Origin of the sequence: Streptomyces sp. NBC_00328, assembly GCF_036139655.1 — a bacterium.
Lineage (GTDB): Bacteria > Actinomycetota > Actinomycetes > Streptomycetales > Streptomycetaceae > Streptomyces.
This window is the reverse complement of the sequence record NZ_CP108013.1, coordinates 2,369,343-2,394,945: the sequence shown is the minus strand read 5'-3', so window position 1 is coordinate 2,394,945 and position 25,603 is coordinate 2,369,343. Positions and strand designations below refer to the sequence as shown.

General features: G+C 70.6%; 20 protein-coding genes and 2 tRNA genes. 16 read left to right on the top strand and 6 right to left on the bottom strand.

The annotated features are described in order from the left end of the window. Positions 1 to 174: 174 nt before the first annotated feature. On the bottom strand, positions 175 to 588 hold the full coding sequence (locus tag OG485_RS10415; RefSeq protein ID WP_003959770.1) for an SsgA family sporulation/cell division regulator: 414 nt from the start codon (positions 586 to 588) through the stop codon (positions 175 to 177). A gap of 191 nt (positions 589 to 779) precedes the next feature. Between OG485_RS10415 and OG485_RS10410 the strand changes: the two genes are divergently transcribed. From OG485_RS10410 to OG485_RS10380, 7 genes are all read left to right on the top strand, one after another. Next, the gene (locus OG485_RS10410) at positions 780 to 1,214 is read left to right on the top strand and encodes a TIGR02611 family protein (protein WP_328667135.1); all 435 of its coding nucleotides are present in this window, start codon (positions 780 to 782) and stop codon (positions 1,212 to 1,214) included. Between the two features lie 82 nt (positions 1,215 to 1,296). Beyond that, positions 1,297 to 1,368 (top strand) — tRNA-Val (locus OG485_RS10405). Positions 1,369 to 2,260: 892 nt separating this feature from the next. After that, positions 2,261 to 3,550, top strand: coding sequence for an ABC transporter substrate-binding protein (locus OG485_RS10400; protein ID WP_328667133.1), 1,290 nt, complete (start codon positions 2,261 to 2,263; stop codon positions 3,548 to 3,550). A gap of 11 nt (positions 3,551 to 3,561) precedes the next feature. Beyond that, the gene (locus OG485_RS10395; RefSeq protein ID WP_328667131.1) at positions 3,562 to 4,518 is read left to right on the top strand and encodes a carbohydrate ABC transporter permease; all 957 of its coding nucleotides are present in this window, start codon (positions 3,562 to 3,564) and stop codon (positions 4,516 to 4,518) included. Further along, positions 4,515 to 5,420, top strand: coding sequence for a carbohydrate ABC transporter permease (locus OG485_RS10390; protein ID WP_328667129.1), 906 nt, complete (start codon positions 4,515 to 4,517; stop codon positions 5,418 to 5,420). Before OG485_RS10395 ends, OG485_RS10390 begins: the two co-directional genes overlap by 4 nt. 1 nt (position 5,421) lies before the next feature. Further along, positions 5,422 to 6,039 (top strand): hypothetical protein, encoded by a 618-nt coding sequence (locus OG485_RS10385; protein ID WP_328667127.1) that lies wholly within the window; start codon positions 5,422 to 5,424, stop codon positions 6,037 to 6,039. 101 nt (positions 6,040 to 6,140) lie between these two features. Next, positions 6,141 to 8,879, top strand: coding sequence for an exo-rhamnogalacturonan lyase family protein (locus OG485_RS10380; RefSeq protein ID WP_328667124.1), 2,739 nt, complete (start codon positions 6,141 to 6,143; stop codon positions 8,877 to 8,879). Positions 8,880 to 8,900: 21 nt separating this feature from the next. Here the strand turns inward: OG485_RS10380 and OG485_RS10375 are convergent, their stop codons facing one another. Next, complete coding sequence (locus OG485_RS10375; RefSeq protein ID WP_328667121.1) at positions 8,901 to 11,339, bottom strand: SCO7613 C-terminal domain-containing membrane protein; 2,439 nt, start codon at positions 11,337 to 11,339, stop codon at positions 8,901 to 8,903. 87 nt (positions 11,340 to 11,426) lie between these two features. On the opposite strand from OG485_RS10375, the gene OG485_RS10370 reads away from it, so the two are divergent. Together OG485_RS10370 and OG485_RS10365 are read left to right on the top strand one after the other, a co-directional pair. Then, a complete protein-coding gene (locus OG485_RS10370) occupies positions 11,427 to 11,873 on the top strand; it encodes an SRPBCC family protein (protein ID WP_328667118.1) in 447 nt (148 codons plus the stop codon). 39 nt (positions 11,874 to 11,912) lie between these two features. Next, a tRNA-Val gene (locus tag OG485_RS10365) sits at positions 11,913 to 11,984 on the top strand. A 67-nt stretch (positions 11,985 to 12,051) separates the two neighbouring features. Here the strand turns inward: OG485_RS10365 and OG485_RS10360 are convergent. Continuing rightward, positions 12,052 to 12,780, bottom strand: a complete 729-nt coding sequence (locus tag OG485_RS10360) for a 3'-5' exonuclease (RefSeq protein WP_328667117.1) — start codon at positions 12,778 to 12,780, stop codon at positions 12,052 to 12,054. A 170-nt stretch (positions 12,781 to 12,950) separates the two neighbouring features. On the opposite strand from OG485_RS10360, the gene OG485_RS10355 reads away from it, so the two are divergent. The 3 genes from OG485_RS10355 to thrS all read left to right on the top strand — a co-directional run bounded on the left by OG485_RS10355 (position 12,951) and on the right by thrS (position 16,887). Beyond that, positions 12,951 to 13,517 (top strand): DUF4365 domain-containing protein, encoded by a 567-nt coding sequence (locus OG485_RS10355; protein ID WP_328454474.1) that lies wholly within the window; start codon positions 12,951 to 12,953, stop codon positions 13,515 to 13,517. Then, positions 13,514 to 14,731, top strand: a complete 1,218-nt coding sequence (locus OG485_RS10350) for a hypothetical protein (RefSeq protein ID WP_328667113.1) — start codon at positions 13,514 to 13,516, stop codon at positions 14,729 to 14,731. The genes OG485_RS10355 and OG485_RS10350 overlap by 4 nt, the downstream gene beginning before the upstream one ends. Before the next feature lie 179 nt (positions 14,732 to 14,910). Then, positions 14,911 to 16,887: a threonine--tRNA ligase gene (gene thrS / locus OG485_RS10345; protein ID WP_328667112.1), complete on the top strand. Its 1,977-nt coding sequence runs from the start codon at positions 14,911 to 14,913 to the stop codon at positions 16,885 to 16,887. Between the two features lie 37 nt (positions 16,888 to 16,924). Here the strand turns inward: thrS and OG485_RS10340 are convergent, their stop codons facing one another. Continuing rightward, the gene (locus OG485_RS10340) at positions 16,925 to 17,581 is read right to left on the bottom strand and encodes a potassium channel family protein (protein ID WP_328667110.1); all 657 of its coding nucleotides are present in this window, start codon (positions 17,579 to 17,581) and stop codon (positions 16,925 to 16,927) included. Between the two features lie 67 nt (positions 17,582 to 17,648). Here OG485_RS10340 and OG485_RS10335 point away from each other — a divergent pair, with 67 nt between their 5' ends. Beyond that, a complete protein-coding gene (locus tag OG485_RS10335) occupies positions 17,649 to 18,209 on the top strand; it encodes an HIT family protein (protein ID WP_328667108.1) in 561 nt (186 codons plus the stop codon). A gap of 39 nt (positions 18,210 to 18,248) precedes the next feature. On the opposite strand, the gene OG485_RS10330 is transcribed toward OG485_RS10335, so the two are convergent. Further along, a complete protein-coding gene (locus tag OG485_RS10330; protein WP_328667107.1) occupies positions 18,249 to 19,916 on the bottom strand; it encodes a hypothetical protein in 1,668 nt (555 codons plus the stop codon). A gap of 178 nt (positions 19,917 to 20,094) precedes the next feature. Further along, positions 20,095 to 22,290, bottom strand: a complete 2,196-nt coding sequence (locus OG485_RS10325; protein WP_328667105.1) for an elongation factor G-like protein EF-G2 — start codon at positions 22,288 to 22,290, stop codon at positions 20,095 to 20,097. 274 nt (positions 22,291 to 22,564) lie between these two features. Here OG485_RS10325 and pgsA point away from each other — a divergent pair, with 274 nt between their 5' ends. Genes pgsA through OG485_RS10310 form a run of 3 tightly spaced genes read left to right on the top strand, consistent with a single transcriptional unit; the run spans position 22,565 to position 25,334 of the window. After that, a complete protein-coding gene (pgsA, locus tag OG485_RS10320) occupies positions 22,565 to 23,230 on the top strand; it encodes a phosphatidylinositol phosphate synthase (RefSeq protein ID WP_326788891.1) in 666 nt (221 codons plus the stop codon). Continuing rightward, positions 23,227 to 24,177 (top strand): phosphatidylinositol mannoside acyltransferase, encoded by a 951-nt coding sequence (locus OG485_RS10315; protein ID WP_328667103.1) that lies wholly within the window; start codon positions 23,227 to 23,229, stop codon positions 24,175 to 24,177. The genes pgsA and OG485_RS10315 overlap by 4 nt, the downstream gene beginning before the upstream one ends. Next, positions 24,174 to 25,334, top strand: a complete 1,161-nt coding sequence (locus tag OG485_RS10310; protein ID WP_328667101.1) for a glycosyltransferase family 4 protein — start codon at positions 24,174 to 24,176, stop codon at positions 25,332 to 25,334. Before OG485_RS10315 ends, OG485_RS10310 begins: the two co-directional genes overlap by 4 nt. Positions 25,335 to 25,603 lie beyond the last annotated feature (269 nt).

The window sequence follows — 25,603 nt, the reverse complement described above, 5'->3', positions numbered from 1 at the left end:
AGACGGGCGTGGGGGCGTTGGGTGCGAGAGCGGGGAGTCCGTACTGGTGGACGCACAGCGGCGCCGCCACCGCGAACCTTCCGCGGTGCCGACGCCGGCGCCTTCCCTATGCGGTTGTCTGAGCCCGAGCCGTCTCCCCGAGTGGACGGCGCCGGGCGGCTCTGTCGTGACGCGTCAGCTCTCGGCCAGGATGTGTGAGAGCTCCGTGTCGAGATCGAAGTGCCGGTGTTCCGTGCCGGGCGGCACGGCTGCGTCCGTTCGCTTCAGGAATGACTCCAGGGCCCGCGCTGGGGCTTCGAGCAGGGCTTCACCCTCCGGAGAGCTCAGGGCGATGCATACGACGCCCTGGCCGTGGCTCCGGGACGGCCAGACTCGGACGTCGCCGGTACCGGTGGGCCGGTGGAGGCCCTCGGCGAGGAGGTCGCGGGCGAACACCCACTCGACGGTTTCCTCGGCTCCGGTGTGGAAGGTGGCGTGCACGGCATAGGGATCGGCCGTGTCATACCGCAGTCCTGCGGGTACAGGCAGTGAGGACTCGCTCGACACAACGAGGCGCAGGTGCAGCTCGCAGCTGACCGTGGTGTTCATAAGCGCCAGGGCCTTTCGCTCAGTGTGCGCTCGGGGATTCGCACGTCGGCGAAATCGACATGCCACCTACGGTGCCGTTGTAAACCCCTCTGAGGGTTTTGCCTGTCTTTATGTAACTCATCCGGCCGAGGGTGCGTTCTCCGGATAGGGCCATTCCGGTGACTGGTTTCTCTCGGGTAGGGTTTGGTCGTATGAATACGGGGAGTGACGAGTCGGGCGAGGTCGCCACGGCGGGCGACGGGGCGAACAATGAGCGAGCGCTCGGTTCACGGGCGCCTCAATTCATCAAGGCTCGCCGGGCGCTGCACGTGAGCTGGCAGGTGGGTGTCTTCGTCGTCGGGCTCGCGGTGGTGGCCGCGGGCGTGATCATGCTTCCGCTGCCGGGGCCCGGCTGGCTGGTGATCTTCGGTGGCATGGCGATCTGGGCGACCGAGTTCGTCTGGGCCCAGCTGGTGCTTCGCTGGACGAAGCGCAAGGTCACGGAGGCCACGCAGCGGGCGCTCGACCCCAGGGTCCGGCGTCGCAACATCATCCTCACCTCGATCGGTCTCGTGATCGTCGCCGTCCTGGTGGGTGTGTACCTCTGGAAGTTCGGCCTCGTGATGCCGTGGAGCATCTCCGAATGACGCGGCCGGCCCGGACGCCGTCCGGGCCGTCTCGGCTGGTCGAAGCCACCCCCTGACATGGGGTAATGTTCTTCCTGCGCCCGGGCGATTAGCTCAGCGGGAGAGCGCTTCGTTCACACCGAAGAGGTCACTGGTTCGAACCCAGTATCGCCCACACGTAGGAAAGACGGCTCCAGTCCACGACACCGTGGACCGGGGCCGTTTTCGTGGTTCCGGGGCCGTGCCGGTTCGCTGCGCTGGCGTCTGCGGTGCGGCTCCGGTGGGTGGGTCGGGGCCGTGCGGGTTCGCTGCGCCGGCGTTTGCGGTGCGGGTTCGTTGAGCTGGCCCTTGGCGGTGTCGGTCCGGTGGGGGCGGGGGCCGTGCCGGTACATCCGCCCGTCGCCGTTGGATCAGACGTGAGTTCTCTGGGGAGCCGTTGCTCGATCCGGGCGTAAGCGACGGGCATCTGATGTACCGGCACGGCCCCTCCCGTGCGCTCCCGGCTGCGGGTGCGTCGTGGCTCCGGCCCCTCCGGCCCGCCCCTCGTGGCGGGGGAAGATTCGGCCCCTCCGGCGCACCCCTCCAGCGCGGGGGAAATTTCGGCCCCTCCGGCGTTTGGGGAGCGGGGTCTGGGGTGGAGCACCGGTGCCGGGCGGAGCTGCACGCGCGGGTCGGGTAGGCGGGGAGGGGGCGAAAGCAGGCTGCGGCTGCGCCCGGGGGCGGGAGGCGGGGTCCCGGTAGCGTTGCTGCAAGCTCACGCTCCGTTTCCGTCGAGGCCACCGACACCCCGTCAGTACCCCTCGCTGCAGTACGTTTTCGGCCGCGCCGCCAAGCCGTCACGCCGTCCACGGGATGTTCGGCCGGCCGACCGCGCGGGCCGGACCTGCGTACTCCCGTGCGAGTGCCCCGGAAGGGGTGCGGCGGCCGCTGCGACGGGATCCGACCGCCGCACATCAATTCCTGTCCGAATCATTGACGCGCCCCGAGTGCCTCCGTAACTTGTGCCAGCAAGCGCTTACTTGAAACGATTCATGCAGGCGGCGTCGACGTTGCGGGGAGGCCCGGCAGTGGGGAACAACGGGAGTGTCGAGAGGCGGACGGTGCTCAAGGCGGCCGGGGCTTCGGTGGCCGCGCTGGGGTTGGCGGCGACGACGGGCTGCGGTGGGAGCGGAAGCGGCGCCGGGGACGGGACGGTGACGATCCGTTACGCCTGGTGGGGTGCGGACGAGCGGGCGAAGCGGATCAACCAGTCCATCGCGCTCTTCGAGAAGAAGTATCCGAAGATCAAGGTGCAGACGGACTTCCAGGATTATGTGGCCTTCTGGGAGAAGTTCCAGACCCAGGCCGCCGGCGGAAATCCGCCGGACGTATTCCAGAACGCCGTCGGATTTCTGCGGAAGTACGACAAGCGAGGGATCCTGCTCGACCTCAAGTCCCAGATGGACGCCGGAAATCTCAGCCTGAAAGGCTTCCGTGCCGGCGTGGAGAAGGTCGGCCAGGTCGACGGAAAACAGCTCGGAATTCCCGTCGGATCCAACACCATGTCACTTGTCATCGACGAGAAGGTGTTCGAGAAGGCCGGTATCAAGCCGAAGCAGGGCTGGACCTGGGACGAGTACTTCGCCGCGCTCAAGAAGATTCACGACACGCAGAAGGTCGCGGGTGACACGGGCTACTTCAGCATCATGTACCTGTACGACCTCTACCTCCGGCAGAACGGCAAGGCGTTCTTCACCGCGGACGGACTCGGTTTCGACGAGGCCGATCTGACGGAGTGGTGGACCGACGGCTACAACCGTGTGAAGGCCGGCATCATCACCGATCCCAAGCGGGTCGAACAGGACAAGCCCAAGTCCTCCCTCTCGGCGGGTCACGCGGCCTCCGAGTTCACCTGGGACAACTTCACGGTCCGTTATACGGCCGAGGGTGACAGCAGTTACGGTCTGGCGCCGATCCCGACGACCGACGGCAAGCAGACCGGCCAGTACCTCGCCTCGCTGATGCTCAGCGCGTCGGCGCACACCAAACACCCCAAAGAAGTGGCCCGGTTCATCGATTTCATGGTCCACGACCCCGAGGTCGGCAAGATCATGGGCTACGACCGCGGGATTCTCGCCACCACCGAGCAGTTCGACGCGTTCCAGCCCGCCGACGCCCCCAGCAAGGCCATCGCGCAGTACGAGCAGGACGTCGCCGCTGCCGGGGTACTGGGCACCATCACCCCGCATCCGGCAGGCGCCGACACCGTCGAATCCGCCTTCCTGCGCATAGGCGGTGACATGTCGCAGGGCACCACCAAGGTCTCCGACGCGGTGAAGCAGTTCTTCTCCGAGGCGAAGACCGGCCTCGCCGTCTGATGGGAACCGCCGTGACGCTCGTCAAGGACTCCCCGCCCGACGCGGCACAAAGACGCCCCGAGTCCCCCGGCGCCGACAAGCGCCGGCGGAGCGGGGACAATCTCGCCGGCTATCTCTTCATGTCGCCCTGGATCGCGGGCTTCCTGCTCCTGACCGCGGGCCCGATGGCCGCCTCCCTCTACTTCGCCTTCACCGACTACAACCTCTTCGACGCGCCGCGGTGGATCGGCTTCGACAACTTCACCACCATGTTCGACGACCCCCGGTGGCAGAAGTCCGTCGAGGTGACGGCCAAGTACGTCGTCATCGGTACGCCGCTCAAACTGCTGCTGGCGCTCGGGGTGGCCCTGCTCCTCGCCCAGAGCCGCCGCGGCCAGGCCTTCTACCGGGCCGCGTTCTACGCCCCGTCGCTGATCGGCGCGAGCGTCTCGGTCGGCTTCGTCTGGCGCGCGCTGTTCTCCGACGACGCCGTCGTGGACCGTACGCAGTCCTTCCTCGGCTTCTCCTCCGGGGGCTGGGTCGGCGACCCGGAACGGGTGCTCTACAGCCTGGTGGCGCTCACCGTCTGGCAGTTCGGCGCCCCCATGGTCATCTTCCTGGCCGGGCTCAAGCAGGTGCCGAAGGAGTTGTACGAGGCGGCCGAGGTGGACGGCGCCGGACCGCTGCGCAGGTTCTGGAGCATCACGCTGCCGCTGCTGTCCCCGGTGCTGTTCTTCAACGTGCTCCTGGAGACGATCCACTCGTTCCAGATCTTCGGTTCGGCGTACGTGGTCTCCAACGCCACCTGCGGTCCGGCCGACGCCACGCTCGTCTACACCTGCTACCTCTACCAGAAGGGGTTCAGGGAGTCCCAGATGGGCTTCGCCTCCGCCATGGCCTGGATGCTGCTGCTCGCCGTCGCACTGGTGACGGCCGTCCTGTTCTGGTCGCAGAAGCGCTGGGTGCACTACGAGGAGGACGCCCGATGAGCAGCGTCACCGGCAAGGCATTCGGCTCCGGCGCCGCGACCGCGTCGGCAAGCCCCGGGAGGTCCGGACGCAAGCGCGCCGGCTCCCTCGGCTGGCACATCGGGGCCCTGCTGATCCTCGCGGTCGTCCTCTACCCCGTGCTCTGGGTCGTCGGCGCCTCCTTCAAGCCCAGCCGCGAGATCATCGGCAGCCTGGAACTGTTCCCGGCCGGCCCGATCCTGGCCAACTTCAAGGGGCTCGCCGACGGGATCGCCGACATCTCGATCGCCACCTTCTTCCAGAACTCCCTCTTCTACGCGCTCGGTTCCGTCGCCGGCATCCTGATCTCCTGCTCGCTGACCGCGTACGCCTTCGCCAGGATCCGGTTCGCCGGGCGGAACGTGCTGTTCTCGCTGATGATCGGCACGCTCCTGCTGCCGTATCACGTGCTCCTCATTCCGCAGTACGTGATGTTCCAGAAGGCGGGGCTGATCAACACCTATGTGCCACTGCTGATCGGCAAGTACCTGGCCACCGAGGCGTTCTTCGTCTTCCTCATGGTGCAGTTCATGCGGAACCTGCCGCGCGAACTGGACGAGGCGGCGCGGCTCGACGGCTGCGGGCACCTGCGGATCTACTGGTCGATCGTGCTGCCGCTGTGCCGCCCGGCCCTCATCACCAGCGCCATCTTCACCTTCATCAACGCCTGGAACGACTTCATGGGCCCGCTGATCTACCTCAACGAGCCCGGCAAGTACACGGTCTCGCTCGGCATGATGATGTTCCGCGACCAGGAGGGGGTCGCCAACTACGGCGGCATGATCGCGATGTCGCTGGTGGCGCTGCTGCCCGTGCTCCTCTTCTTCCTCGCCTTCCAGCGCTATCTGATCGACGGCATGGCGACCTCGGGACTGAAGGGCTGACATGACGGTCACTCAGCCGAAGGCCCGCGCCGGGGCGCGGGCCCGCCGGGCGCCCCGGGAGTCCGTTCTCGCCGAGAGGTTCGCCGTCTTCGCGGAGTGTCTGCTGACGGGTGTGTGGATCGCGGTGGCCTCGCTGCCTCTCGTGACCGTTCCCGCCGCGTTCGCGGCCGGCGCGCGGCATCTGCGCCGGCGCACGGCTCATGAGGGCGGCGGGCGGCGGGAGTTCGTGGCCGACTTCCGGGCGGCCGTACGGGGCGGCTGGTTCGTCGGAACCGCCGGATGGGCCGGGGCGGCGGCGGTCTGGGTGGACGTCCAGGCCGTACGCGCCGGAATCCCCGGAGGTCCGCTCGTCGGGGCCGTCGGGATCCTCGCGCTGATCGGGGGAGTCGTCGCGGGACTGCGCGCGGCCGCTGTCTGGGAGCCGGGAGCGGTCTGGCGCGGGCTGCTCGCGGACGCCGGACGCCGGACCGTGCTCGATCCCGCCGGGTCGTTCCTGCTCGTCGGCGGGCTGGCCGTGGTGGTCTGCTCCGCTCTGCTCGTCGCGCCGTTGGCGGTTCCCGTCCTGGGGGCCCTGGCCGCGGCGGCCGTCGCCGTCGAGGAGCGCCGGCGGCGCCGCTGAGCGCGCACTCCCGCGGGCCGGAGCGCCGAGCGCCCGGCCCTGTTCCGCCGCGCCCTCATGACTGTCATGCCCCTGACTATCCCGTAAGGAGAGGAAAGGCCATGTCGCCCATCCCTCGCAGGTCCCTTCTCAAGGCGGCCGCCGTCGCCGGAGCCGCCGCGCAGTTCAGCTGGGCCCTCGGAACCACGAAAGCGCAGGCCGCCCCCGGAGCCGAGGACGCCGGCCCGGATCCCGTCGGCCTCGACTGGCTGGAGGACGGCGGCCTCGGCGCCGCCCCCGGCTCCACCGTCGGTGTTCCCTGGCCGAGGGGGACCCATCAGCAGGACCAGACGTTCGCGCTCGCGGATGCCGACGGCAACGCCGTCCCCGTGCAGTCCTGGCCGATCGCCTACTGGCCGGACGGCTCCCTCAAGTGGACCGCCCACGCGGTGAGTTCGGACGCCGGGAAGCTCACGCTGACCGCGGGGGAACCCGTCACGCCGGAGCGCAAGGTCACCGTCGACAAGAGCGGCGGCACCGTCACCGTCTCGACCGGGGTCATCACCGCGAAGATCGGCAGGAGCGGCTCGGCACTGGTCAAGTCCGTGACACGCGGTACGGCCGAGATCGCCAGGAACGGCCGCCTGGTCCTCATCCGCCGGCCGGAGATCGAGGACGAGGACCAGGGCACCGCGAAGTCCGAGCGTTTCGAGAGCGTGATCTCCGCGGCCGAGGTCGAACAGGACGGCCCGGTGCGGGCCGTCGTCCGCATCGACGGCAAACACCGCAAGGGCGACCGGAGCTGGCTGCCCTTCTCGGTCCGCCTGTACTTCTACGCGGGCGCCGACTCCTTCCGCATGGTGCACACGATCACCTTCGACGGGAAGCAGGAACCCGGGAAGAGCAGCGGCGACTTCGTGGGCGGGCTCGGCGTCCGCTTCACCGTGCCGATGCGGGACGCCGCCTACGACCGGCACATCCGGATCGGCGGAGACGGCACCGGTCTGCTGCGCGAGGCGGTCAAGGGGGTCACCGGGCTGCGCCGCGACCCCGGAGCGGCCGTTCAGGCGGCCCAGTTCGCCGGCGAGAAACTCGCCGACCCGTCCACCTGGGACCAGCGGGTCACCACCCGGCTCCAGTACATCCCCGAGTGGGGCGACTACACCCTCTCCCAGCTCTCGGCCGACGGCTTCACCCTGCGCAAGCGCACCAAGAAGGGGCACGGCTGGATCGCCGCGGGCGGTGGCCGGCGCGCCTCCGGCTTCGGATACGTCGGCGGGCCGAGCGGCGGGTTCTCCTTCGGGCTGCGGGACTTCTGGGAGAAGTTCCCCGCCCAGCTCGACATCCGTGACGCCCACACCGACGAGGCCGAGGTCACCCTCTGGCTCTGGTCGCCCGAGGCGCAGCCCATGGACCTGCGCTTCTACCACGACGGCATGGGCCAGGACACGTACGCCGAACAGCTCGAAGGCCTCAACATCACCTACGAGGACTACGAACCGGGCTTCGGCACCCCCTACGGCATCGCCCGCACCTCCGAACTGCTCTTCTGGGCCAACGAGTCGACGCCCACGCCCGAGAAGCTCGCCGAACAGGTCGACGCCGTACGCGTGCTGCCGCAGCTCGCCGCCCCGCCCAGGCAGCTGATCAAGGCGCAGGTCTTCGGCCCCGGTCTCTACTCGGAGCCCGACCGGTCCACCCCCGCCAAGGCGAAGATCGAGGACCACCTCGACTTCCTCTTCACCTACTACAAGGACCAGGTGGAGATGCGCCGTTGGTACGGCTTCTGGGACTACGGCGACATCATGCACTCCTACGACCCGGTCAGACACCAGTGGCGTTACGACGTCGGCGGCTACGCCTGGGACAACTCCGAGCTGTCGCCGGACCTCTGGCTGTGGTTCGCGTACCTGCGCAGCGGCCGCGCGGACATCTTCCGCTTCGCCGAGGCGATGACCCGGCACACCGGCGAGGTCGACGTCTACCACCTCGGCCAGTGGGCGGGCCTCGGCACCCGGCACGGCGTGCAGCACTACGCCGACAGCGCCAAACAGCAGCGCATCGCCAACACCACCTACCGGCGCTACTACTACTTCCTCACAGCCGACGAGCGGGTCGGCGACCTCATGCACGCCAACGTCGACTCCGACGAGACCTTCCTCGTCCTCGACCCGATCCGCAAGATCCGCACCGAGCCCTACACACCGGACCGGCACGCGTTGTCGATCGGCTTCGGCACGGACTGGAGCGGGCTCGTCTCGGCGTGGCTGACCGAGTGGGAGCGCAAGGGCCCCAAGTGGGAGAAGGCCAGGGCACGCGTGCTGTCGACGATGGAGACCATCGCCGCGCAGCCCAACGGATTCGTCCAGGGCAGCGGCCTGTACGACCTCGACACCGGACGGTTCGCCGTCGCCGCCGAGCCGGTGGTCGGCGTCTCGCACCTGTCCGCGGTCTTCGGCCTGAACGAACTGTGCGCCGAGCTCATCGATCTCGTCGACATGCCCGCCTTCAAGGAGGCCTACCTCGACTACTGCCGCTACTTCAACGCCACCAAGGCCGAACAGGCGGCCCGCTACGGCACCAACTTCGGCACCCTGCTGCTCTTCCAGGGCCATTCACGCCTCGACGCGTACGCCGCCGTGCAGACCGGTGACACCCAACTCGCCACCCGAGCCTGGGCGAAGTTCTACAGCTCCGACGGCTACACCGAGGCCTCGCCCTGGAAGACGGAGAAACTGAGCGGACCGGTCACCCTGGTGCCGGGCAGCGAGGCCAACTGGGTCTACACGAACGACACAGCGCTCTACGGCCTCGCCGCCATCGAGAACCTGGCACTCCTCGGGGACCGGATGCCCTCGTGACCGGTCCCCGATGACCGCCCGCTAGTCCATCTTCCCCAGTACCTCCCGCACCCGCCGTGCGTCGCGGATCCGCTGCTCGTAGGTGGCGCCCAGCGCGAGCAGCAGCAGGCCGGCGAGTGCGGGAGGCGTCCAGCGCGGCAGCGCGTCCACCACCTGCACGATGAACGGGGCGAGTTCGTGCAGGGCGTCCAGGACGAGCACGGCGCCGCCCAGCACCAGCGGAGCCTGGAGCCGGTGCCGGGCACCCAGCAGGGTGACGGCGAGCGCCGCCGCGCCCAGCAGCAGCGGACGCGGCCACTGCCCGTCGCCCCACGCCGCGAACAGGCTCGGCACGAGCGTCGCGGACAGGCCCGGCGCGTACGCCGTCCACGACGACACCGAGGTGTCCGAGTGGCGCCTGAACGCGCCCAGGAGCAGTGCCGGAACGGTCACCGGCAGCGTGTACGCCTCCGGGGAGCCGACGCCCCAGGAAGCGAGCCGCACCCATGAGGCCAGCACGAACAGGGTCGCGGCCGCGTATCCGACGGCGCGCCGGTCCTCCCGTACGGCCGTACCCGCAGCGATCAGTCCGCACAGGGCCAGGACCGTGGCCAGCAGCGCCGGTTCGGCCGTCGCGAGCCCGACGGCGAGCAGCCCGGCGAGGGCACCGGTGATCTCGATCGACACGGTCGTCGGCACGTCCTCGGCGCGTGCGGCGAGCAGCGCGGCGACCACGGGCACGACCAGCACGAGCAGCGCCGTGTGCTGGGGCTGCAGGCCCAGTGAGGCGCCCGCCGCGCAGGCGAGGGCCGACGCGTATCCGAGCGCGGCGGGCGCCGCGACCGGGCCCTGGCCGGGCCGCACGGCGGCCGCCGCGAACAGGACGGCCAGCGCGGCGAGCACCGTCAGGGTCGCGCCCTCGGAGGCCAGCGCGAGGAAGGCGAGACCGAGGGAGGTGACCAGGGCGAGCACCAGCGCCGTCGGCGGCGACAGGACGGTTCGGCGGGCGTACCCGAGCAGGGCCGCCGTGATGAGGCCGTGGACCGACAGCGCGGCCGTGTAAGGGAGTTCGAGGGTCGCCGGAAGGACGAGGACCGCCGCCCACGCCAGGGTCAGCGCGCAGGCCAGGGCGTACGGACGCCAGGCGGCTGCGCGGACGGCCACCACCAGGACGGCGGCGACGAGCGCGAGCACGAGCGGCGCCGTGACCGCGTCCGCGGGCCAGGGCAGGCCGTTCGTCACCGCGTCCCGCGCGTTCTCCGGAGCACCGGACCAGACGGAGCCCGCCCGGCCGACCGGGCCCAGCAGGGTGATCACGACCACGGGCAGGGCCCAGGCCACGGCGAGGGCCCCCACGCATCCCGAGGCCAGGGCGATCCCGCGCCGCACCGGCGTGGGGACACCCGCTCCGGCGACGGCCAGCAGGGCGATCGCGCACGCCAGATGACCGGGTACCGTCCACTCGCCCGGAAGGGACGTGCGCAGCAGACCGCCGAACGCGGTGACACCGATCAGTCCGCCGGCCGTCGCGACGCCCGTCGCGGTGTTCGTGGTGAGGCCCGGCTTCGGGGCGCCCCACGCCGCCGTCAGCGCGATCGACGCGCCGAGGAGGAGGAGCGCCGCCGCACGGGCGGCGGCGCTCGGGCCGGCCGACGTCCAGGACAGCCAGCCGGCGGCCAAGGCGCCCCAGCCGCCCAGGCCGTACGCCCCGACGGCGGCGACGGCGCGGACGGACCGCACGGGCAGGCGCAGCGCGAGCGCCGTGTCGAGCGCCGCCGTGACCAGCAGGGCGGCCGTGACGGCGTAAGCGCCCGCCGAGGCGGCCGCCGCCCACAGGAGCAGCGGAAGCTGTGCGGCGACCACGGCGGCGGGCAGCGGCAGCCGCAGCGACGCACGCGCACCGGGGCCGGCCGTCCGGAGCGGCGCGCCCAGCACGATGCCGTACGCCGCCCACACGGCGGCCAGCGCCGTCGAGGCGAGCGCCGCGTAGCCGACGCCGTCCGTCCGGGGCAGCGCCACCGCGTACAGCGCGTACGCGTCCAGGACCGTCAGTACGAGGCCGGTCCCTGCCAGCGCCTCGGCCGTCGAGCGCAGGCCTCGGCGCAGCAGGGGCACGGGAGCGCCGAGCGCGGCGAGCGTCACCGCGCCGAGCACCAGCGACCGTCCCGCGATCCCGAGATGCCCCCAGCCGACCAGGGTGAACGCGACGGCGGCGACGGCCAGCAGGATGCCGCCGAGGAGCAGGAGCGCGTTCTGCACCCCGGGTGCGCTGGTCTCGGGCCGCCGGACCCCGGGCGCCGGAGGCGCGGTCGGTACGGGCGTCGGCCGGAGCGCGTGGACCAGCCAGGCGCGGCGGGTCAGCAACATGGCCCGGCGTGCGTCGAGTTGCCACAGCTCGGTGTCCAGGAGCCGCAACTCCTCGACCGGGGACGGGATCTGGGTCATGGTTCGGAGTGTGGTCCGCGTCACGCCCCCGGACATGAGCGCGCGTACTCACGCCGTACTCAGATACGCGGACATGCCCGGCAGGTACTTCCGGTACCTCCGCCGCGTCGGCACACTCGGTCCATGGACTGGACGCACTACCGCTTCCACACCGTGTGGGAGCTGCCCGCGCCGCCCGCGGACGTCTACACGGTCCTGGAACAGGCCGAGACCTACCCGCGCTGGTGGCCCCAGGTGCGCGAGGTGACCCCCCTCGACGAACACAGCGCCGTCATCCGGATCCGCTCGGTCCTGCCGTACGACATCACCATCACCGCGCGCGAGGCGCGCCGGGACCCGGCGGCCGGCGTCCTGGAGATGGGGATGTCGGGCGATCTCGAAGGCTGGGCACGCTGGACGCTCGACGCGGCCGGTCCGGGCACCCGTGCCCGCTACGACCAGAACGTGCACGTCACCACGCCGTTGCTGCGGCGGCTCGCGGTACCGGGACGCCCGTTCTTCCGTGCCAACCACGCCCTGATGATGCGTGCGGGACGGCGCGGCCTCACAGCTCGCCTCGAAGCGGTTTGAACCCCACCCGCCGGGACCTGTATTGTTCAGTGCGTTCCCGGGCGATTAGCTCAGTGGGAGAGCGCTTCGTTCACACCGAAGAGGTCACTGGTTCGAACCCAGTATCGCCCACCGGGAGAAGACCGGTCCGTCATCGACGGACCGGTTTTTTCGTTGTGCCCGACGGCATCGCGCCCGGTCAGGCTGCCGCCGCCGGCAGATCCGGGCGCAGCGGCCACGCCGGATCGACCGCCTCCGGTGTACCGCTGCGCGCGAACCAGGCCTGAAGCCCGCGCGCCTGTGCCGCGTGCCACACCGCCTGGAGCGTATGCAGCTCGGACGGCGACAACCGCTCGAGACGGGCCGCGAAACGCCGCCCCACGGCACGGACGACCTCCAACGAGGCCAGTGCGTCGGCCGCCGCGTCGTGCGCGCCCTCCAGCGCCACCTCGTAGTGCGCGCACAGATCGGTCAGGGTGCGGCGGCCCTTGCGGTAGCGGTCCAGATGCTTGTCGAGGACGCGGGGATCGAGCACGCGCAGCGATGTCGACTCGAACCAGTGGTCGAGGGACGAGGCGCGATGCCTGCGCAACTCCCGGTCCAGCAGCGTCAGATCGAACGGGGCGTTCATCACCACGAGCGGCCGGCCCGCCGCGGCCTGCTCACCGAGCTCTCTCGCTATCTCCTCCATGACGGGCGACGGCCAGCGGCCGTTGCGCTGCAGATGTTCGTCCGTGAGCCCGTGCACCGCCGTCGCCCCGGCGGGCACCGGCACTCCCGGGTTCACCAGCCATCGGGTCACCCGCGGACGGGAACCCGGGGCGTCCTGGACGACGACGGCGGCCGACACGATCCTGTCGGTCTCGACGTCCACGCCCGTGGTCTCCGTGTCGAACGCGGCCAAAGGGCCTTCGTACCAGCACGTCATACGCACACAACTCCTCGTTCACCCACGGCAGCTGACGCACCGTCTTCTGCCTGTTTGGTGATACCCGGGCTGTTTGCGCCGTACGCCGGAAGGAGACAACAGAGGTACGGGTCTTTGCAGTTCAGCGACCCGTCGCGGGGATACATCAAGCCTGGAAGGCTGTTGGACTCATGGCACTCGCGCAGCCCGAACGGGGCGGGCTGCTGCCCCAGCGGACGGCACCCCATCGTGGATCACTCGCCACCACCGCCTGCATGGAGACCTTGCAGGTGGGCTACCTTCACGCGGTCGCGGCGGCCGCGGGCTGTTCGCTGTCCCAGCCGTTTCCCGACAACGGCATCGACTGGCACGTCAGCCACAGCGCCCCCGGGCACACGGTCGACGACGAAGTCACCATCAAGGTGCAGCTCAAGTGCACGTACCAGATCCCGCCCAACCCCCCGGGGCCCGCCTTCTCCTTCACGCTCGACAACGAGCACCTGGCGAAGCTCGCGCGCACCCCGGTCTCGGTGCACAAGATCCTGGTCGTGATGCTCGTGCCCAGATCGCAGGACGACTGGCTGCGCGCCAGCCACGACCGGCTCGACCTCAGGCACTGCTGCTACTGGATCAACCTCGCCGGACACGCCATCACGGGCCGGCGCCGGACCACCGTCCGTATCCCGACGGCCCGGATCTTCGACGACCGGGCCCTGTGCGAGATCATGGCGAGGGTCGGGACGGGAGGCAGACCATGACACACCGCCCCACCGACGAGGCGCTCCGGCCGGTCAGGCCCCACCCCGCCGAAGCCTTCTGGAACGATCCGCCGGCCCCCGACCAGGTGGACCCGGCCGTGCTCGGCGCGCTGCTGCGGCGGCACGGCTGGCAGCGCCGCGGGGGAGCCGCCGGGCGGTACGGCCGGTGGACCCCACCCGGGCCCGGGGGCGGCGGCACCAGCCTGCTGGTGCCGGAGAACCGGGCCTTCCCCGACAGCGACGACCTCCTCGGCGAGGCACTCGTCGCGCTCTCCCGCAGCGGCTCCCCGGCCGCGCGGGACGTGCTCGTCGCCCTCGCCGTGCCCAGCGACGAGATCCGCTGGTGGCGGGATGTACCGACCGGTCCCGTGGGCGCGGCGCCCTGGACCGTCGAGGAACAGACGCGTGGGGCCGCCCGCCAGATCCTGGTCGCCGGCGCGCTCGCGGCACACGCGCGTGCCGGCTACTACGGCGCCCGCCACCGCAGGGCGGCCACCGCCTCCCTGGAGAACGTCCTGGTGGGCGCGGAACCGGGCGGCCGCGGTCTCACCGCGTTCGTGCCCGTCACCACGGGCCGGCCGCTCGCCGTACGCCTGCACGAGGCGCTGTGCGCGGCCCGCGAGGCCATCGACTACCAGCGGGCCACCGGCGGTATGGACGCCTTCGACGCGGCCGTGGAGGCGGGCGTCAGCCATGAACTGATGGAAGCCCTGGTGGCCCTCGTCCGGGGCACCGAGGGCGCCCGGATCACCGTCGAGTGGTCACCGGCCGCGGGCGTCCCCGAGGGCGGCGCGAACCCCGCCGAGCCCGTCGAGTTCTCGCCCGGCGACCTGCCTGTGCTGCGCGAGGCCGGGGCCCGCTATCTGCGCGAGGAGCCGTCCGTGCCGGTGCGGCTCACCGGTGCCGTGGTCCGGATGCGCAGGTCGGGCCCGCGCGGCGCGGGCACGGTACGGCTGCGGGTCATCGCGGGCGCCGAGGTCCCGCACGTCCGGATGACCCTGGACGAGGAGGCGTACCGGATAGCGGGCCAGGCCCATCTGGTGGGGCTGCCGGTACGGGTGCACGGCCGCCTGGAGAGCCGCGGCGGCTTCCGCAGGCTCACGGACGCCACCGGTGTCGTACCCGTCCAGGTCGACGAGGCCGAACGGGACCGGCTGATGAAGTCGCTCCAGGAGAATCTGGACTTCTTCGAGGAGGCGTGCAGCGAGGACTGAGGCGGTCGCACGGGGAGGACCGAGGCACGCCTGCGGCGAGGACCGAGGGGTCGTGCGGGGAGGGCCGAGACGCACTGTCCACAACCGTTTCGCGGAGGGCACCCCGGGCTCGGTAGGATTCGGGGCATTGCCATGCCATCCCGTATGTGGTGTGGCACCCCTTCAGTCAGGAGAGACCGGTGTCAGACGTCCGTGTGATCATCCAACGCGATTCCGAGCGGGAAGAGCGCGTGGTGACGACGGGGACTACGGCCGCCGACCTCTTCACCGGCGACCGCACCATCGTCGCCGCCCGTGTCGCGGGCGAGCTGAGGGACCTCGCGTACGAGGTGCAGGACGGCGAGGAGGTCGAGCCCGTCGAGATCTCCTCCGAGGACGGCCTGAACATCCTGCGCCACTCCACCGCGCACGTGATGGCCCAGGCCGTGCAGGAGCTCTTCCCCGACGCCAAGCTGGGCATCGGTCCGCCGGTCAAGGACGGCTTCTACTACGACTTCGACGTCGAGAAGCCCTTCACGCCCGAGGACCTCAAGGCCGTCGAGAAGAAGATGCAGGAGATCCAGAAGCGCGGGCAGCGCTTCTCCCGCCGCGTCGTCACCGACGAGGGCGCCCGCGAGGAGCTCGCGGCCGAGCCGTACAAGCTGGAGCTCATCGGCATCAAGGGCCCCGCTTCCTCGGACGACGGCGCGAACGTCGAGGTGGGCGGCGGCGAGCTGACCATCTACGACAACCTCGACGCCAAGACCGGCGAGCTGTGCTGGAAGGACCTCTGCCGCGGTCCCCACCTGCCCACCACCCGCAACATCCCGGCGTTCAAGCTGATGCGCAACGCCGCCGCGTACTGGCGCGGCAGCGAGAAGAACCCCATGCTCCAGCGCATCTACGGCACCGCCTGGCCCTCCAAGGAGGAGCTGAAGGCGCACCTCGACTTCCTCGCCGAGGCCGAGAAGCGCGACCACCGCAAGCTGGGCAACGAGCTGGACCTGTTCTCCATCCCGGACCAGATCGGCTCCGGCCTCGCCGTCTTCCACCCCAAGGGCGGCATCATCCGCCGGGTCATGGAGGACTACTCGCGCCGCCGGCACGAGGAGGAGGGCTACGAGTTCGTCTACACCCCGCACGCCACCAAGGGGAAGCTCTTCGAGACCTCGGGCCACCTGGACTGGTACGCCGACGGCATGTACCCGCCCATGCAGCTCGACGAGGGCGTGGACTACTACCTCAAGCCCATGAACTGCCCGATGCACAACCTGATCTTCGACGCGCGCGGCCGCTCGTACCGTGAACTGCCGCTGCGCCTGTTCGAGTTCGGCACCGTGTACCGGTACGAGAAGTCGGGCGTCGTGCACGGCCTGACCCGCGCCCGGGGCTTCACTCAGGACGACGCGCACATCTACTGCACCAAGGAGCAGATGGCGGACGAGCTCGACAAGACGCTCACCTTCGTCCTGAACCTGCTGCGCGACTACGGCCTCACCGACTTCTACCTGGAGCTGTCCACCAAGGACCCCGAGAAGTTCGTCGGCTCGGACGAGATCTGGGAAGAGGCCACCGAGACGCTGCGCCAGGTCGCCGAGAAGCAGGGCCTCCCGCTGGTCCCGGACCCGGGCGGCGCCGCCTTCTACGGCCCGAAGATCTCCGTGCAGGCCAAGGACGCCATCGGCCGCACCTGGCAGATGTCGACCGTGCAGCTCGACTTCAACCTGCCCGAGCGCTTCGACCTGGAGTACACCGGCCCCGACGGCTCCAAGCAGCGCCCGGTCATGATCCACCGCGCGCTCTTCGGCTCCATCGAGCGCTTCTTCGCCGTGCTCCTGGAGCACTACGCGGGCGCGTTCCCGGCGTGGCTGGCGCCCGTCCAGGCGATCGGCATCCCGATCGGCGACGCGCACGTGGAGTACCTCCAGAAGTTCGCCGCCGAGGCCAGGAAGAAGGGCCTGCGCGTCGAGGTGGACGCGTCCTCGGACCGGATGCAGAAGAAGATCAGGAACGCGCAGAAGCAGAAGGTGCCCTTCATGGTCATCGCGGGCGACGAGGACATGACGGCCGGTGCCGTCTCCTTCCGCTACCGCGACGGTTCCCAGGAGAACGGCATCCCGCTCGACGAGGCCATCGCCAAGATCGCGAAGGTCGTCGAGGAGCGCGCCCAGATCTGACCGGCCCCTTCGGCCGGGCCCGAAGCCCCCGGGAAGCTCAGCTTCCCGGGGGCTTCTCGTCGCCCTCGCGCGAGAACAGCTGCAACAGCCACGAGGAGAAGGAACCCGTCACCGCGCCGAGCAGCGCCAGACCGCAGACCATCATGGCGACGGCGATCGTGCGGCCCCGAGGGGTCACCGGTGTCACGTCCCCGTACCCGACCGTCGAAAGGGTGGAGGCGGCCCACCACACCGAGTCGCCGAAGGTGACGATCGTCGCGTGCGGCGCCTGGTACTCGGCCTGGTAGACGGCGAGGGAACCCGAGAAGCCGAGCAGCAGGACCGCGATGCTCGCGTAGAAGATCACCCGTGCGTACAGCGGGAGACGGGGCTCTCCGCGGCGTCGCAGTACGGCGTCGTAGAGCTTGACGACCCGCAACGGGCGCAGCAGCGGCAGGACGAGCACCACGGTGTCCAGCAGATGGGTCCGGACGAACCGCGGACCCTGTCCGCTCAGCCGCCAGAGCACCAGGTAGTCGACGAGGAACGCCGCCCAGGCGGCCGCGATCACCGCCAGGCAGGCGTCGCGCCCGCCCTCGGACAGGCCGTGCGCCAGCACATGCACGGCGTAGGCGGCGAGGAACAGCAGAGACGCGACCGCCAGCGGTACCTCGGTGCGGTGCTCCCATCGGGTCATCGGGCTGTCGTCGTCCATGGCCACAGCTTGGCCGCAGGCTCCTTTGCCCGGCACCCGCCGACACGCCGCGAACGGGCGAAGCAATATGCTGCAACACATGACGAGTGAGCCGGAGCAGCAGATCGGAGTGGGAACGCAGGACGCGTTCCAGCGCCTTTGGACGCCCCACCGGATGGCTTACATCCAGGGCGAGAACAAGCCCACCGGCCCGGGGGCCGACGACGGTTGTCCGTTCTGCTCGATACCGGCCAAGTCCGACGAGGACGGGCTCATCGTGAGGCGAGCGGAGCACGTGTACGCGGTGCTCAACCTCTACCCGTACAACGGTGGACACCTGATGGTCGTGCCCTACCGGCACGTCGCCGACTACACGGACCTCACCGGGCCGGAGACGGCCGAACTGGGTGAGCTGACCAAGCAGGCCATGACCGCCCTGCGCACCGCCTCCGGCGCCCACGGCTTCAACATCGGCATGAACCAGGGAACGGTCGCGGGCGCCGGCATCGCCGCCCATCTGCACCAGCACATCGTGCCCCGCTGGGGCGGCGACACCAACTTCATGCCGGTCGTCGGCCACACCAAGGTCCTGCCGCAGCTTCTCGCGGACACCCGCAAGATGCTGGCGGAGGCCTGGCCCACCGCGTAGCCGGGCCCGGGGCGCCCCACCGGGCGCCCCGTCGGGCGGCTACGCGTCGTACACGTCGGCCTTGCGCGGCGAGGGGTCCTGGACCGCCGTGCTCAGGAACGCCGAGCGGCTGCCGAACTTCTCCGTGTCGACGCCGTTCTCCTCGAGGACCCTGATCGCCGCCGCGTGCACCACGCGCAGCACGGGCGTCGCGGCCCGCAGCGCGTCGTCCGCCATGAAACGGTGCCGCCAGGGCTGATCGGCCCAGGCGTGGCGCAGCCCGAACGGCTCGGGCAGCGCGAGGCTGCCGCCGAGCCAGTTCAGCAGCGGCGGATACCAGGTCAGGGGCGCCCGCGCCGCGAGCCGCACGACCTCGTCCGCGGTGACCAGCGGCAGGCTCACCGTGCGGGTCTCCCAGAACTTGACGGTCTTCGCGATCTGCTTGGACGGGGCTTCGGGCTTGCTGGTGAACAGCGGGTTCACCGGTCCCAGCGCGTGCCCGGTCACCTCGATGCGCAGCGTCTCGTGCAGGACGGTCACCGTGATCATCATCGTGATGATCAACTGGCCGTCCCAGAGCGTCCACTGGACCCCGAGATAGTGCCGGTCGCCGCTGCCGAACTGCTGCTTGTTGCAGATGTCCTGCACGGCGTGCGTCTTGATCGTGTAGGCGTCGACATCCGTGCCGCCCGGCCGGGACACCGCCTTCGCGTTCTCGCCGATCGGTGTGACGATCCAGTGCTTTATCGAAGGCGCCGGAAAACCACCGGTGTTGAGCGGGCCGCGCTCCAGCATGCGCAACTGGTCGTGGACGCTGCGGATGACGTCCCAGCTGCGGAACGGGTGGATCTCCTTCTTCGGGTCCTGCGCCACCAGGTTCTCGGCGAGCTGCCAGCTCCCCCAGCGGGTGCCCATGCCGAGTATGCCCTTGGGGCCCGCGTAGAAGACCGAGTTGGACTGCTGCTCCGCGGTGAGCCGGGCGAGCGACTGGCGCAGCTGCTCCGCCGCCGTCTCACCCGGGCTGCCGGGCACCGCCTCGGGGATCTTGGCGCCGATGCCGCCGCCCGACAGCAGGCTGTCCCAGCGCTCTCGCAGATCCTTGGCGGTGCGCTCACAGATCCGCTTCGCCCACAGCCAGCCCACGACCGGGAGGACCACCGCGGCGCGCGCGTACCAGGCCCAGAAGCCGGTGAACGGCATACGGATGAGGAAGAGGACGGCCAGGGCGCCGACGGCGAACAGGAGCGTGGTGCCGAGCGCGGAACCCCGCTTGTCCGCGCGCTTGGCGATCTGCGTACGGATCTGGAAGACCATCAGCCAGATCAGCAGTCCGGGCAGGAACAGCAGCCCGCAGAGCACCATGACGGCCGAGAGCCAATTGTCGCGCTCCCGGCGGATGTTGGTGGCCGCGAGACAGTGCTCGACGACGACCTGCGGCTCGGTGCCGAAGGACTGGATGAGCGCACCGCGGCCCGCGCCCAGCATGCGGGCCGTGACGGCCCCCGCGAAGGCCTCGCCGAGATTCGGCGTGAACAGTTTGATCCGGCCGGCCTTCACCGTGGACTGGTGCCACTCGTTGTCGGCCTTGAGGATCTCCTCCATCGGACTGTCGCGGTACGCCGCCGAGGCCAGGGCGAAGGTCGCCGCCGTCTGCCCCGCGGAGCCCGTGAGCGGCACCTGCGCCCCGGGAGTGAAATCGAAACCGTCGAACGCCACTTCCGCCCCCATCGCCGCCGCACCCGCTCCTGCGGCCTTCCCGACTTCGGTGTCCCGCACACCTGTTGATCAGGTCTTCGTCTTGATCAGTTCTCAGAGTATCGGCCGCGGCCGACATTCGTCGGCGGACGGCCGAAGCCGCCCACCGACGGATGAAACCCCCGGCGGAGCGCCCGAAGTCCCCCTGGCCTCAGGCGCTCGCCTCCTGTTCGCGGAGCCGCTCGGCGATGTGCTGCGGCATGGGTTCGTGCCGTGCGTAGCTCCGGTCGAAGCGCGCGGTGCCGTGCGAGACGGACCGCAGATCGACGGCGTACCGCCCGATCTCGATCTCGGGCACCTCGGCACGGACGAGCGTGCGCCCGGCGGCCGCCTGCTCGGTGCCGACCACCCGGCCGCGCCGTCCCGACAGATCGCTCATCACCGGGCCCACGTAGTCGTCGCCGACCAGGACGGTCACCACCGCCACCGGCTCCAGCAGATGGATCGTGGCGTCACGGGCCGCCTCGCGCAGCGCGAGCGCGCCCGCCGTCTGGAAGGCGGCGTCGGAGGAGTCCACCGAGTGCGCCTTGCCGTCCTTCAGCGTGACCCGTACGTCGATGAGCGGATAGCCGGCGACCACGCCCTTGGCCGCCTGGGCGCGCACCCCCTTCTCGACGGAGGGGATGAACTGCCGGGGCACGGCGCCGCCGACGACCTTGTCCACGAACTCGATGCCCGAGCCGTTCGGCAGCGGTTCGACCTCGATCTCGCAGATCGCGAACTGACCGTGCCCGCCGGACTGTTTGACATGGCGTCCGCGCCCGGTGGACGGGCCGGCGAACGTCTCGCGCAGGGAGACCTTGTGCGGCACCACGTCGACCTGCACGCCGTAGCGGTTGCGCAGCCGTTCCAGGGCGACGTCCGCGTGCGCCTCGCCCAGGCACCACAGGACGACCTGATGGGTGTTCTGGTTCTGCTCAAGACGCATCGTGGGGTCCTCGGCCACCAGCCGGCCGAGCCCCTGGGAGAGCTTGTCCTCGTCCGCCTTGCTGTGCGCCTCGATGGCGAGCGGGAGCAGCGGGTCGGGCATCCGCCACGGCTTCATCAGCAGCGGGTCGTCCTTGGCCGAAAGAGTGTCTCCCGTCTCGGCGCGGTTCAGCTTCGCCACGCTGGCGAGGTCGCCCGCGATGCAGTGGGTGAGGGCACGCTGCTGTTTGCCGAACGGCGCGGACAGGGCGCCGATCCGCTCGTCGACGTCGTGGTCCTCGTGTCCGCGGTCGGTCAGCCCGTGCCCGGAGACGTGCACCGTCGCGTCGGGGCGAAGGGTCCCGGAGAAGACCCGGACCAGGGAGACCCGGCCCACGTAGGGGTCGGACGCCGTCTTCACGACCTCCGCGACCAGCGGCCCGTCCGGGTCGCAGGCCCTCACCTCGCGCGGTGCGCCGTCCGGCGTGGTCACCGCGGGCGCCGGGCGTTCCAGCGGGGTGGGGAAGCCGCCGGTGATCAGTTCGAGGAGTTCGACCGTGCCGAGGCCCTGCCGGGCTCCCTCGGCGGCGGGCGCGGCGGCCAGCACGGGGAAGAAGCTCCCGCGGGCCACCGCCTGTTCCAGGTCCTGCACGAGCGTCTTGAGGTCGATCTCCTCGCCGCCGAGGTAGCGGTCCATGAGCGTCTCGTCCTCGCTCTCGGCGATGATCCCCTCGATCAGCCGGTTGCGGGCCGTGTCGATGAACGGCTGCTGCTCGGGCCCCGGATCCGCCTCCTTGCGCTCCCCGGAGGAGTAGTCGAACAACTGCCGGGTGAGCAGGCCGATCAGGCCGGTCACGGGCGCGTGCCCGTCCGGCCCCGCCGCGCCGTGCAGCGGAAGGTACAGCGGCAGGACGGCGTCGGGGTCGTCGCCGCCGAACGCCTGCGCGCAGACCGCGGTCATCTCCTCGAAGTCGGACCTGGCCGATTCGAGGTGGGTGACCACGATGGCCCGGGGCATGCCGACGGCCGCGCACTCCTCCCACAGCATGCGGGTCGAGCCGTCGACCCCGTCCGAGGCCGAGACGACGAAGAGGGCCGCGTCCGCCGCTCGCAGACCGGCCCTCAGTTCGCCGACGAAGTCGGCGTATCCAGGGGTGTCGAGAAGGTTGATCTTCAGCCCGTCCCAGTCGACGGGTACCAGGGAGAGCTGCACCGAACGCTGCTGCCGGTGCTCGATCTCGTCGTAGTCCGAGACGGTGCCGCCGTCCTCCACGCGGCCCGCCCGGTTCACCGCTCCCGCCGTCAGCGCGAGAGCCTCCACCAATGTCGTCTTGCCCGATCCGCTGTGGCCGACCAGCACCACATTCCGTACGGACGCGGGGTGGTCGGCCGCCGTAGCCCTGCCGGCGGCTCCGGTGTGTGTGTTCGCCTTGTCGCCCATGGCCTTGCCTCCCGTGCACGGTGAGGTCACTGTGGGCGCGGGACATGCCGAAGCCGCGTGCGGTGGCGGCACCGGTGACGCCCGCGGTCCTTCGAGCTTTGCACTCGCGTCACTGTGCGTCCATACAAGGGACGCGATCGCGCCGTGACACCGGCGGCATCGGGTCGTGACACGGGGCGCGGGTGCCCGGCCATCGCACAAGCGCACGCGTGACTACGATGGGCCAGCCGACGGCCAGCAGGGGCCCCCGGCGACACCGACCCTCGGGAAGGCCATGCTGAACAAGTACGCGCGTGCATTCTTCACGCGTGTCCTCACACCGTTCGCCGCGTTTCTCGTCCGCCGGGGGGTGAGCCCCGACACGGTCACCCTCCTGGGCACGGCCGGAGTCATGGCGGGGGCGCTGGTCTTCTTCCCCCGGGGAGAGTTCTTCTGGGGAACGATCGTCATCACGCTCTTCGTGTTCTCCGACCTGGTCGACGGGAACATGGCGCGCCAGCTCGGCCGCTCCAGCCGCTGGGGCGCCTTCCTGGACTCCACCCTCGACCGGGTCGCCGACGGCGCGATCTTCGGCGGCTTCGCGCTCTGGTACGCGGGCAACGGCGACGACAACGTCCTGTGCGCCGTCTCGATCTTCTGTCTCGCCAGCGGCCAGGTGGTGTCGTACACCAAGGCCCGCGGCGAGTCGATCGGCCTGCCCGTCGCGGTCAACGGTCTCGTCGAGCGCGCGGAGCGGCTGGTGATCTCGCTGGTCGCGGCCGGTCTGGCGGGACTGCACACGTTCGGTGTGCCCGGCATCCAGGTGCTGCTGCCCATCGCGCTGTGGATCGTCGCCGTCGGCAGCCTCGTCACGCTGATCCAGCGCGTCGTCACCGTCCGCCGGGAGGCCGCCGAGGCGGACGCCGAGGTCGCCGGGCAGAGCAGTGAGGCCACCTCGTGACCAGCCTGCGGGACAGGCTGGCCGACGGTGCCTACGCCGTAGGCTGGAGCGTCGTCAAGAAGCTTCCCGAGCAGGTCGCCGTGGGCCTCGGCCGCACGATCGCCGACATCGCCTGGAAGCGGCGCGGCAAGGGGGTCCAGCGTCTGGAGAGCAACTACGCGCGCGTGGTGCCGGACGCGACGCCGCAGCGGCTCGCGGAGCTCTCCAGGGCCGGCATGCGTTCGTACCTGCGCTACTGGATGGAGTCGTTCCGCCTTCCCGCGTGGAGCGAGGAGCGGGTGGCGAACGGCTTCGAGATCAAGGACGCGCACCGTCTCACCGACGGCATCGCCTCCGACCGGGGCGTCATCCTGGCGCTTCCGCACATGGCGAACTGGGATCTCGCGGGCGCCTGGGTCACCACCGGTCTGAAGACGCCGTTCACGACCGTCGCCGAGCGCCTCAAGCCCGAATCGCTGTACGACCGTTTCGTCGCCTATCGCGAGGGCCTCGGTATGGAGGTCCTGCCGCACAGCGGGGGTGCCGCGTTCGCCACGCTGGCCCGGCGCCTGCGCGACGGCGGACTGATCTGCCTGGTCGCCGAACGGGACCTGTCCGCTTCGGGCGTCGAGGTGGAGTTCTTCGGCGAGACGACCCGGATGCCCGCGGGGCCCGCCCTGCTCGCCCAGCAGACCGGAGCCCTCCTGCTGCCCGTGACGCTCTGGTACGACGACTCGCCCGTCATGCGGGGCCAGATTCATCCGCCCGTCGAGGTCCCCGAGGCAGGTACCCGTGCCGAAAAGACGTCTGTCATGACACAGGCGCTGGCCGACGCCTTCGCCACCGGCATCGCCGACCACCCGGAGGACTGGCACATGTTGCAGCGGTTGTGGCTCAAGGACCTCGACGCCGGGAAGGCTCCCCGAGAGGGGTCCGGGACTGCGGATCCCGAGAAGAGGGCCTCGTGAGGATCGGCATCGTCTGCCCGTACTCCTGGGACGTCCCGGGCGGCGTCCAGTTCCACATCCGCGACCTGGCCGAACACCTCATCGGCCTGGGGCACCACGTGTCCGTCCTCGCCCCCGCGGACGACGACACGCCCCTGCCGCCGTACGTCGTCTCGGCGGGCCGCGCGGTGCCGGTTCCGTACAACGGCTCGGTGGCGCGGCTGAACTTCGGCTTCCTGTCGGCGGCCCGGGTACGGCGCTGGCTGCACGACGGCACCTTCGACGTGGTGCACATCCACGAGCCGTCCTCGCCGTCGCTCGGCCTGCTCACGTGCTGGGCGGCGCAGGGCCCGATCGTCGCGACCTTCCACACCTCGAACCCGCGCTCCCGGGCGATGGTCGCCGCGTACTCCATCCTCCAGGCCGCCCTGGAGAAGATCAGCGCGCGGATCGCCGTGAGCGAGTACGCCCGGCGCACCCTGGTCGAGCACCTCGGCGGTGACGCCGTCGTCATCCCGAACGGCGTCGACGTCGACTTCTTCGCCCGTGCCAAGCCCAAGCCCGAGTGGCAGGGCGACACCATCGGGTTCATCGGCCGCATCGACGAGCCCCGCAAGGGCCTGCCGGTGCTCATGAAGGCCCTGCCGAAGATCCTGGCCCAGCGCCCGCAGACGCGGCTGCTGGTCGCCGGACGCGGCGACGAGAAGGAGGCCGTGGAGTCGCTGCCCGCCGAGATGCGTTCGCGCGTCGAGTTCCTCGGCATGGTCAGCGACGAGGACAAGGCCCGCTTCCTGCGCAGCATCGACCTCTACGTCGCGCCCAACACGGGCGGCGAGAGCTTCGGGATCATCCTGGTCGAGGCGATGTCCGCCGGAGCACCCGTGCTCGCCGCGGATCTCGACGCGTTCGCCCAGGTCCTCGACCAGGGTGCGGCGGGTGAGCTGTTCGCCAACGAGGACGCCGACGACCTGGCCGCCGCCGCGCTGAGGCTGCTCGCCGACCCGGACCGCCGGGCCGCGCTGCGCGAGCGGGGAAGCGAGCACGTACGGCGCTTCGACTGGTCGACGGTCGGCGCGGACATCCTGTCCGTGTACGAGACGGTGACGGACGGCGCCGCCGCGGTGGCCACGGACGAACGCACGGGCCTCCGGGCCCGCTTCGGCCTGGCCCGGGACTGACACCCCGCACGCACGTCCCGGCGGGACGGACCGCCCCGGCCCGCGCGGGCCTCCCGTGCGGACTGCGGTGGCGGCCCTGTCCGGACCGTTGCCGCTCGGCCCCGGGCCCGGCGGGCCGCGACGGCTGCGCTCCGGCCGTGCCCCTGTGGTGCCGCGCCTGTCGAGATGCGGCACCGAGCGGCAGGTCCCGCGCCGCTTCACCCGCCGGGGACCGGCCGGGAACCCGTCGCGCCCCGACCCGTCCCGACGGGGTCGGCCGGCGTCGTGGT

Excerpts from the sequence above, each read along its gene's own strand:
- OG485_RS10415 (WP_003959770.1), bottom strand. The coding sequence starts at position 588 with ATGAACACCACGGTCAGCTGCGAGCTGCACCTGCGCCTCGTTGTGTCG.
- OG485_RS10410 (WP_328667135.1), top strand. The coding sequence starts at position 780 with ATGAATACGGGGAGTGACGAGTCGGGCGAGGTCGCCACGGCGGGCGAC.
- OG485_RS10390 (WP_328667129.1), top strand. The coding sequence starts at position 4,515 with ATGAGCAGCGTCACCGGCAAGGCATTCGGCTCCGGCGCCGCGACCGCG.
- OG485_RS10385 (WP_328667127.1), top strand. The coding sequence starts at position 5,422 with ATGACGGTCACTCAGCCGAAGGCCCGCGCCGGGGCGCGGGCCCGCCGG.
- OG485_RS10380 (WP_328667124.1), top strand. The coding sequence starts at position 6,141 with ATGTCGCCCATCCCTCGCAGGTCCCTTCTCAAGGCGGCCGCCGTCGCC.
- OG485_RS10375 (WP_328667121.1), bottom strand. The coding sequence starts at position 11,339 with ATGTCCGGGGGCGTGACGCGGACCACACTCCGAACCATGACCCAGATC.
- OG485_RS10370 (WP_328667118.1), top strand. The coding sequence starts at position 11,427 with ATGGACTGGACGCACTACCGCTTCCACACCGTGTGGGAGCTGCCCGCG.
- OG485_RS10360 (WP_328667117.1), bottom strand. The coding sequence starts at position 12,780 with ATGACGTGCTGGTACGAAGGCCCTTTGGCCGCGTTCGACACGGAGACC.
- OG485_RS10355 (WP_328454474.1), top strand. The coding sequence starts at position 12,951 with ATGGCACTCGCGCAGCCCGAACGGGGCGGGCTGCTGCCCCAGCGGACG.
- OG485_RS10350 (WP_328667113.1), top strand. The coding sequence starts at position 13,514 with ATGACACACCGCCCCACCGACGAGGCGCTCCGGCCGGTCAGGCCCCAC.
- OG485_RS10340 (WP_328667110.1), bottom strand. The coding sequence starts at position 17,581 with ATGGACGACGACAGCCCGATGACCCGATGGGAGCACCGCACCGAGGTA.
- OG485_RS10335 (WP_328667108.1), top strand. The coding sequence starts at position 17,649 with ATGCTGCAACACATGACGAGTGAGCCGGAGCAGCAGATCGGAGTGGGA.
- OG485_RS10330 (WP_328667107.1), bottom strand. The coding sequence starts at position 19,916 with ATGGGGGCGGAAGTGGCGTTCGACGGTTTCGATTTCACTCCCGGGGCG.
- OG485_RS10325 (WP_328667105.1), bottom strand. The coding sequence starts at position 22,290 with ATGGGCGACAAGGCGAACACACACACCGGAGCCGCCGGCAGGGCTACG.
- pgsA (WP_326788891.1), top strand. The coding sequence starts at position 22,565 with ATGCTGAACAAGTACGCGCGTGCATTCTTCACGCGTGTCCTCACACCG.